5 protein-coding genes are annotated in these 3,068 nt (G+C 67.9%); 2 read left to right on the top strand and 3 right to left on the bottom strand.

Annotation, left to right across the window (positions count from 1 at the left end):
* Positions 1 to 727: YbfB/YjiJ family MFS transporter (locus BIS11_RS13890; RefSeq protein ID WP_253586329.1), on the top strand; the 727-nt coding region annotated here is incomplete at its 5' end.
* Here the strand turns inward: BIS11_RS13890 and trmB are convergent.
* The 3 genes from trmB to thiS form a co-directional block, all read right to left on the bottom strand.
* Positions 724 to 1,476, bottom strand: coding sequence for a tRNA (guanosine(46)-N7)-methyltransferase TrmB (gene trmB, locus BIS11_RS13885; RefSeq protein WP_253420427.1), 753 nt, complete (start codon positions 1,474 to 1,476; stop codon positions 724 to 726). The two genes, BIS11_RS13890 and trmB, sit on opposite strands and share 4 nt — an antisense overlap.
* A gap of 76 nt (positions 1,477 to 1,552) precedes the next feature.
* Positions 1,553 to 2,347 carry a thiazole synthase gene (locus BIS11_RS13880; protein WP_253420428.1) on the bottom strand — a complete coding sequence of 265 codons (795 nt, stop codon included), beginning with the start codon at positions 2,345 to 2,347 and terminating at the stop codon, positions 1,553 to 1,555.
* Positions 2,348 to 2,373: 26 nt separating this feature from the next.
* Positions 2,374 to 2,595, bottom strand: coding sequence for a sulfur carrier protein ThiS (thiS, locus tag BIS11_RS13875; RefSeq protein WP_253420429.1), 222 nt, complete (start codon positions 2,593 to 2,595; stop codon positions 2,374 to 2,376).
* A 123-nt stretch (positions 2,596 to 2,718) separates the two neighbouring features.
* Here thiS and BIS11_RS13870 point away from each other — a divergent pair.
* Positions 2,719 to 3,068: DUF423 domain-containing protein (locus BIS11_RS13870; RefSeq protein WP_253586327.1), on the top strand; the 350-nt coding region annotated here is incomplete at its 3' end.

Below are 3,068 nucleotides of genomic sequence, written 5' to 3'. Positions count from 1 at the left end.
GAGCGCCACCAATACCGTGATCAACGCAGGGACTGGCGCCGGGGTGGTACTTTGTGGGCCGGTGGCGCTGCTGATGGGCGAGCAGTGGCGCCTCGCCTTTGCCGGCTTCGCCGCGGTCGCTTTCGCCTTCGCGCTGCTGGCGTTTTTCTGCGTGCCGGCCTCGGCGAACCGCTCCCGCGACGCCGCCCGCCTGCCGCCGTTGACCGGGGCACTCAAGCGCCTGATCGCAGCGTCGTTTCTGGTGGGGGCGGCGAGCACCGCAGTGTGGTCCTTCGGCGGGCAGCTGGTGGCGCTGCGCCTGGATTGGGGCAGCCCCGGCGCGGGGCTTTTGTGGATCGCCATCGGCGCCGCGGGCATGGTTGGCGCTGCGGCGGGAAGTTTGATCGAGCGCTTCGGCATCAACCGCGTGCATCGGGTGTTCCTCGCCGCCCTGGCTTCGGGCACGCTGATGGTGGGCATGGTGAATACCACGCCGACGCTTGCGCTGCTCGGCGGGGCGCTGTTCGGCGTGGCTTACATCATGGTGACCGGGGTCTATCTGGTGTGGGGAGTGACGGCGCTTCCCCACCGCCCGGCCACCGGACTGATGGTCGGCTTTCTGACCATCGCCATCGGCCAGACCGCCGGCGCCCCGGTGTTCGGCCTGCTGATGGATCAGTTCTCGGCCACGGCGGCGGTGACGAGCTTTGCCGCCCTGGCCGTCGCCGCTGGTCTGGCGCGGGCCTAGCCCTCGCGGCGGTAGATCAGATCCCACACGCCGTGGCCGAGCTTCTCGCCGCGGGCCTCGAACTTGGTCAGCGGGCGAAAGCTCGGGCGCGGCACGAACGGCGCGGTGTCGGCGTCTGCGGTGTTGACGTAGCCAGGTGCTGCCTCCATCACCTCGGCCATCCACTCGGCGTAGGCTTCCCAGTCGGTGGCCATGTGGAACACCCCGTTCGGCGCCAAGCGGGTGCGGATCAGCTCCACAAACGCGGGCTGGACGATGCGCCGCTTGTGGTGTTTCTTCTTCGGCCAGGGGTCGGGGAAGAAGAGCTGCACGGTATTGATCGACCCCGCCGGCAGGCACTCCTCCAGCACCCTGAGTGCATCCTCGCGGTAGACGCGCAGGTTGGTGAGCCCCAGCTTGTCGGCTTCGTCGAGCAGCTTGCCCACGCCCGGGGCGTGGACTTCGATACCGATAAAATCGGTTTCCGGGTGAGTCCTGGCCTGCTCGATCAGCGAGGTGCCCATGCCGAAGCCGATCTCGACCACGCACGGCGCGCGGCGGCCGAACAGCGCCTCTAGATCCTGCGGGCCATCCGCCAGGCTCACGCCCAGGCGTGGCCAGACATCCTCGAGGCCGCGGGTCTGGGCCGGGGTCATGCGCCCGGCGCGAATCACGTAGCTCTTGATGCCGCGGCGGTGCAGCGGCGCGTCCGGGCTTTCCGGGCCGGTGGTGGCGGCGCTTTCGGGCGGAGTGGCGTTGTTCTCGGTCATGGTGTCCTGACAGGGTGTCTCGAAGTGGGTCGTTAAAACAGGTCGTTGAAACAGGTCGTTGAAAAGGGGCGTTCAATCAGCCGTTGATGCGCCCGGCAAACGGCGAGGAAGGTTCGGCGCTCGCCCGGCGCGCCATGCGCCCGGCCAGAAACGATTCGCGGCCGGCTTCGACGGCGAGCTTCATGGCGCGGGCCATGCGCAGCGGCTCGCGGGCGTGGGCGATGGCGGAGTTGAGCAGCACGCCGTCGCAGCCGAGCTCCATGGCGATCGCCGCTTCCGAGGCGGTGCCGATGCCGGCATCCACCAGCACCGGCACGTTCGACTGCTCGATGATCAGGCGCACGTTGTAGGGGTTCTGGATGCCGTGGCCGGAGCCGATCAAAGAGCCCAGCGGCATGATCGCGCAGCAGCCGATCGCCTCGAGCTCGCGGGCGACGATCGGGTCGTCGCTGGTGTAGACCATCACGTCGAAGCCGTCGTCGACCAGCGTCTTCGCCGCGCTCAGGGTCTCGACCACGTTGGGGTAGAGCGTGGTGTCGTCGCCCAGCACCTCGAGCTTGACCAGGTTGTGGCCGTCGAGAAGCTCCCGGGCGAGCCGGCAGGTGCGCACCGCGTCGCGGGCGTTGTAGCAGCCGGCGGTGTTGGGCAGGAGCGTATAGCGGCTCTGCGGAATCACGTCCAGCAGGTTCGGCTCGTCGGCGTTCTGGCCAAGGTTCGTGCGGCGCACGGCGAAGGTGACCACCTCGGCGCCGCTTTCGGCCACGGCCTGGCCGGTTTCGGTCATGTCCTTGTACTTGCCGGTGCCGACCAGAAGGCGCGAGGCGAAGGTGCGTCCGGCCACGGTAAAGGGCGTATCATGCGGTGTTGTCATAAGAAAATCCTCAAGCGAAGGCGGCGCTAGCCGCCGCCGATGGCGTGAACCACTTCGATCTGGTCGCCGTCGTTGAGCGCGGTAGCGCCGAGCTGGCTCTTGGGCACGATCTGCTCGTTGATCTCCACGGCGATGCGCCGCTCGGTCAGGCCGAGCTGGTCGATCAGATCCGCCGCCGTCAGCCCTTGGGTGATGGCGTAAGGTTCGCCGTTGAGCCTAAGCTCTATGGAGGCGTTGGGAGTCGACATGGGCGATGAGTATCCCTGGTGAAGGCAAACAGCCCCCATTGTAGCGGTTTAGCGCCCCTCGAGGTATGTCACCTGTGATAACAAGGTGGCCACGAAATTCCCACACGGTTCAAGGAGTGCAACGTGCAGCAAGCCGATAAAGGGTGGTGGTGTTGGGTGGCGCTCTCCGGCGCCGCGATGGTCGCACTCGGCGCCTACGCCGCCCACGGGCTGCCCGCGCGGGCGAGCAGCGACATGGTAGCCGCGGTGGAAACCGGCGTGCGCTACCAGGCCTGGCATACGCTGGCCATGCTGGCGCTGCTGGTGTGGCGCACCCAGCGCGCGCGGGCGGGCCAGCGCCTGGTGCTGGCGCTGTGGCTCATCGGTACGCTCGCCTTCAGTGGTTCGCTCTACGCCATGGCGCTACTGGGGCTGAACCTGGGCATCGTCACGCCGATCGGCGGGGTGGCGCTGATCGGCGGGTGGCTCTCGCT

Origin of the sequence: Halomonas sp. 707D4 (genome assembly GCF_024158685.1) — a bacterium.
Taxonomy (GTDB): Bacteria; Pseudomonadota; Gammaproteobacteria; order Pseudomonadales; family Halomonadaceae; genus Vreelandella.
This window is presented reverse-complemented; position numbering and strand designations above follow the sequence as displayed.